This is a genomic window from Stieleria sp., from assembly GCF_041595215.1.
GTDB classification, from domain to species: domain Bacteria; phylum Planctomycetota; class Planctomycetia; order Pirellulales; family Pirellulaceae; genus Stieleria; species Stieleria magnilauensis.
On the sequence record NZ_JBFHKV010000593.1, the window covers coordinates 1 to 5,270 of the forward strand.

Annotated in this window: 3 protein-coding genes and 1 pseudogene; 1 reads left to right on the plus strand and 3 read right to left on the minus strand. The window is 59.5% G+C overall.

Annotated elements, in window-relative coordinates; all coding sequences use genetic code 11:
* Positions 1–172: 172 nt before the first annotated feature.
* From ABX749_RS20725 to ABX749_RS20735, 3 genes are all read right to left on the minus strand, one after another.
* On the minus strand, positions 173–1,381 hold the full coding sequence (locus ABX749_RS20725) for a peptidase MA family metallohydrolase (protein ID WP_372897652.1): 1,209 nt from the start codon (positions 1,379–1,381) through the stop codon (positions 173–175).
* 122 nt (positions 1,382–1,503) lie between these two features.
* Entirely contained in the window at positions 1,504–2,283 is a 780-nt protein-coding gene (locus tag ABX749_RS20730) for an NRDE family protein (protein ID WP_372897653.1), read from the minus strand.
* A 273-nt stretch (positions 2,284–2,556) separates the two neighbouring features.
* Positions 2,557–4,743, minus strand: a complete 2,187-nt coding sequence (locus ABX749_RS20735; protein ID WP_372897654.1) for a DEAD/DEAH box helicase — start codon at positions 4,741–4,743, stop codon at positions 2,557–2,559.
* A gap of 262 nt (positions 4,744–5,005) precedes the next feature.
* Between ABX749_RS20735 and ABX749_RS20740 the strand changes: the two are divergent.
* A pseudogene (locus ABX749_RS20740) lies at positions 5,006–5,270 on the plus strand (hypothetical protein); the annotation flags it as partial.

Below are 5,270 nucleotides of genomic sequence, written 5' to 3' on the forward strand. Positions count from 1 at the left end.
CCGGAAAATAGCAGAATACTCGCTTTCGCGGTAGTCTCACCCTCGATCTGGGCCGGAGCTGCAAATTTAACACTTCCATCGGCATCCGGCAGGGTCTGCTCGGTGCCTTGGTGTGCAAAGAGACAAGATTTCGTCAATGAATGATTCGATCTTGAACGTGAAATGTCCAGCGTCAACGGTACATCCGACTCGTCCGAGCGGAGGTCGCCGACGGGATGGCGGCGCCGTAGCTCAACTCGTCCTGCGGCTGGGACACGGAATAACGCCCGCTGTTGAGGACCGATGGGGGGCCCAGCGGACGGGGTGTCGTGTCAGCCGAAGCCGGATTCGCAGCCCGAGACGCCGGTTGTGGTGCCCCGGTATCGGCAATCTGGCCGAGCGCCGTCTGTTCGCGACGCCGCTGGTACCAACTGGTCGGCTCAGATGCTGCTGGCTGAGATGCCAACGACTGAGATGCCCCGGCCGGTCCCGTCAACGCCATGCGACCGCCGGCTGCCAATTGGTTCGGCGACGGGCTGGCGGGCGATTGGGGGCCAGTAGGTGATTGGGGCCCGTTGAGCGACCGCGGGGTCCGGGATGATGCGAGCGAAGCGGAGGCCTTGACGCGGGCTGACACGAAGGATTCAACCGGTCCGCTGCCCTGGGCCACCCAGGCCAGCCACTGGTCTTGCAGCTGTTTCAGCGAATCGTAGCCGTAGTGGGCCTGCACGTTGTCGGTCCAGGACGAACTCTCCATGTAGCCTTCTAAAAAGGCGATGAACTGACGCGGCCCGGATTGTTCGATCAAAAACCGGCAAACCGAATAGCCTTGCGCGTACATCGGCAACATGTCGCTGGGGTACTCGGTCAAGCGAAACAGCTTGTTCATCGGAATGCCACGGCGGTTGCTCAAGTACTCTCGCAACTTCAATTCGTGTTTGTTGCGTTCGGCCGAATGCTCCACCGTGGTGCAGATTCCCTCGTCGGCCCAGCGCGGCAACGGACGGCCGAAGTGCGTCGCCATCACCGTGTGCGTGACTTCGTGCGGCAGCACACTATCAAGAATGCGTTCCCGTGATCCGATCACCTGCATTTGAAAGTTGCCGACCGGCGACCGGTTGTACGTCGTGGCCCCTTGGGCAGCCAAATGCGGTCCGGAAACCACTTCGATCGGACAGGGGGTCGTCCAGGGCCGCAACGGCTCACCGAGCCAATAGACCGCCAACTCGTGACGAAATTTCTCGGCATGCTGTGCGACCGCTTCGGCCAGTTCTTGCGTGTCTGCATGGACCAGAAAATTCTGTGTCCGTGCGTTTTGGGCGATCGTCTGCTGACTCGAGATGATCACGACCGCCGCGACCACTAGCGACCGCAACACACTCCATCGTCGAACGGCTTCCATGCCGTGGCACTCCGCTTGCGAGATTCCGGGACCTCATGCTTTCAAAACCGCATCCATTGCGGTGTCTGCATGGGACGTCAGGGCAGTCTAGGGATCTACGCGAACGGCTGAAAGAGAAGTTTTTACGCTCCGACCTTAGCCTTGGTCCGCGCTTCGCGAAGTCCCCGGCTGAGGATGTCACGCAGCATCGGCGAGCAATCTTCGTACTTGGTTTGATCCGGAGCACCGTTGCTGAACTGATAGATCGCATCACGTGGTTTGACACCGAGTGCGATCAACGAACTGCTGACGGTCCCGTAATCCTGGTTGCGAATCACCATGCTCGGTCGACCCGGTCCGACCGGTGCGCGGGCGAACACGCGACTGGCCACGGCCAAGAACTTGACCGGCGAATCCAAGGTCTGCAGCGTCAGGAGGCGTCGCGCCATCCGAACCCGCTCGTCATCCGGGTCGTTCAGGTTGTGCGCACCGATGATGTTCAGCCCGGGTTCCATTTCGACGACCTGCTGATGCTGGTCGGAATGAATCGCGTAGCCAGCTTTTGCATCGGCGATGATCAGGTTACAACCTTCGTATTGCGTCTCACCGAGTTCGGCGAGCGCTTTGTCGAGTGCCCGAGCTGAGCTCGTGCATCGAAGCAGGTCCATCGCAAGTGATCCGCGCGAGCGTTGCCCGAACAGCGGCATCGCCGTCGCCCGGTTGCAAACTTCGACGAATAACCCATTTTGATTGACACCGAGCCAGGTCCCACCGGCTTTCTGATCCACGCCGCATAAAACGCGAGGCTTTCCCGACTGTATTGACGGCGTCAAACTCGGCCGGTCAAAGTACTCTTCGCGATTCGCTGCGACCAGGATAGGACTCTCTGGGACCAATTGATACTGAACGGCCAATAAGCACATCTCGAAGCTTTCTTTTCAAAGATCAGTTGGATTTGGATCACGGGTGCGAGGCCGACGGATACCTCTGGGCTCACGTCGAAATCCACGTCCGCCAATCTATCCACGTCGCCGACGAATCTGCACCCCCTGATGGGGTATTAAAGGCGAAAAACTGCCGTAAATTCCGCTCGCGGGCCGCAGAGTCACCCCGCTGGACGAGGTTTTCGGGTCGTGGCCTATTCAAAATGCCCATTTTCGGCTAGCTAGCAACCGAAAACGGACGCTCCGGCAGCACTAGTCCTTGCGGTGCTTCTTTTTCTTTTTCTTCTTGCCCGCGGCGGACTTTCCGCCGAAGGAGCCGGATTTTCCGGCGAAGAATCCGTCCGGTTTGCTGCGACTCTTGCCGCCCGGCTTGCCGCCTTTTCGAAAACCGCCCGAGCGGCTCGGGGAATCCCCTTGGGCCGGTCCCCGGTCGGGGCGAATCCGCAGCTGCTTGCCCGACACCCAGGCCCGTTGCAGCGTTTGGAAGACGTCTTTGGGCATCCCTTCGGGCAGATCGATGGTGCTGAAGTGCGGATAGATTTTGATCGGTCCGATCATCCGGCTTTCGATGCCGGCCTCATTGGCGACCGCACCGACGATGTTTCTCGGTGCCACACCGTCGTTTCGTCCGACTTCGATTCGGTAACGCATCATGCCTGGTTCGGGCGGACCGAGGACGCGTCCGCGTTTGCCGAATTCTCCGCCCCCGGCTCGCTCGTCACCGCCACGTCGACTGTCGCCGCGGTCCTGGTATTCATCCCGGGCACGCTTGGGACGGTCCTTCAACAGGAACGGCCGACCGTGTTGTGCGATCTCCGCCAGCGCCGCGGCAATCGCTTCGATCGACTTGCCAGACTCCTCGGCGTATTGTCCGATCAGGTCCTTGAACAACGTCAGGTCCTTGTCGGCAATCACCTGCGTGATCGAGGCTTTGAAGCGTTCGATCCGCGTCGCGTTGATCGCATCGGCCGACGGGATATCGACCAGTTCAATCGACTTTTTGGTGGCCCGCTCGATCAGCTTCAGTTTACGTCGTTGGGCGGGGGTCAAAAAGATGATCGCCTCGCCACTGCGGCCGGCTCGCCCGGTGCGTCCGATGCGGTGAATGTAGGATTCCGCATCGTGGGGCAAGTCGAAATTAAAGACGTGGCTGACGCGTGTGACATCCAGTCCGCGGGCCGCAACATCAGTCGCGACCAACACATTCAACCGCCCGTCTTTCAATTGTTCGATTGTTCGTTCACGCACCGATTGCGGCATGTCACCGTTGAGTGCGGTGGCGGCGAAACCGTTGCGGATCAGCTGTTCGGCCAACCGCACGGTGGTGTCCTTCGTTTTGGTGAACACGATCACCCCGTCGGTCGCTTCGGCTTCCAAGAACCGCGTCAACGCGTTGACTTTTTCTTTGGGGGGGACAATCACCGCACGTTGCCGAATGGATTCGGCCGTGACCTGTTTCTTTTCGATCGTCACCAATGCGGGATCGACCAGGTATTTGTCCGCGATCGATCGGATCGGACCGGGCATCGTCGCTGAAAACAACGTGACCTGACGTTTCTCGGGCGTTTGGTCGAGCACGAACTCGACATCCTCCAAGAAACCCATGTTCAACATCTCATCGGCCTCGTCCAACACCAGGCACCGCAGCTCGCTCAGATCCAGCGTCCCGCGCTTGATGTGGTCGATCACACGTCCGGGCGTCCCGACGACGACATCCACGCCACGACGCAGTGCGCGAAATTGGTGCTCGTAGTCCTGGCCGCCGTAGATCGCCAGAACGCTGAATCCCTTCAAGTTCTCGGCGTATTTCTCAAACGACTCGGCGACTTGAATCGCCAATTCACGCGTCGGCGCCAACACCAACGTCTGGACCGTCCGCTGTTTGGAATTGATCGTGGACAGAATCGGCAGCGCAAACGCCGCCGTTTTTCCCGATCCGGTCTGCGACTGGGCCAGCACGTCTCGGCCGGCCAGCATGTAGGGTATCACCTGTTGCTGCACCGACGTCGGCTCGGAATAACCCGACTCGACGACCGCCTCGAACACCTGGCGACGCAGTTCCAACGCGGCGAATCCGGTCGGCGCCTCTTCGTCTTCTTCTTCGCGAAGATCCGCTTGCTCGTCGGTTTCGTTGTCAGCGACGGATTGCTCGACCGCTTCCTTCACCACCGGCGGGACCGCATCGACGGCGGATTGCTCGTTCGGCTGGTCGGTTTCAACGTCGGCTTCAGCCTTGGATTCAGCAACGGCGTCGGTTGCGGGCTCTTCACTTGGCTGGTGAGTCGATTCGGCAGAGGGTTGGACCGGCGCTTCGGGTGGTGTGTCATCCTCGGCGGCATCGGCAGCAACAATCGGGGCTTCTTCAATCAATTCAGGCTCATTTTCGACCGTTACCTGATGGTCTTCTATCGACAGATTCAATTCGTTCTCGGATCCCATGATCACTTCTAGGCGGCAAACATTCGTGCTATTTCGTTCCCAGGAGACTATCCCAAGCCCCCGGCAAACGGCAGAGCGTAAATCGTGAATTGGCGACAATCACCGCTGACGGCCCTTTACGTGATAGATCGCACCACTAATCGCGGTTATCGATCGGCACCTTCCGTTTTTGCTTCTGCTAAATTCAGTCGTCAATCTCGACCAACGGGGGATTCGCTTGCTGCCGCAGCGTCTCACCCGAAGCAAATCGGAAGCGTATCGCATGACCAATGATGTGGATGAAAGTGAACCGATCGATGTCGGACCGGTGCGTGCGATCGATGTGGCCGGGTTCCTGGTCGGGCGGCGTCGTTCCATCGAACGCGTGATCGCTTCCAAAGCGTCACTTGCGCTGGGTGCCGCGTTGGTTGGCACCGCGGCGCTGGCCCGGGAGTATGACGCGGTTAGCTTCGTCCATCAGCCGCAGGATCTGTTGGCCCCCCTGGCCGCGTCGATCTTTGTTTCCGCCATCATGTTTGCGGTCGTGC

Bases quoted from the DNA above. Each gene is read 5' to 3' on its own strand.
- ABX749_RS20725 (WP_372897652.1), bottom strand. From the start codon at position 1,381: ATGGAAGCCGTTCGACGATGGAGTGTGTTGCGGTCGCTAGTGGTCGCG.
- ABX749_RS20730 (WP_372897653.1), bottom strand. From the start codon at position 2,283: ATGTGCTTATTGGCCGTTCAGTATCAATTGGTCCCAGAGAGTCCTATC.
- ABX749_RS20735 (WP_372897654.1), bottom strand. From the start codon at position 4,743: ATGGGATCCGAGAACGAATTGAATCTGTCGATAGAAGACCATCAGGTA.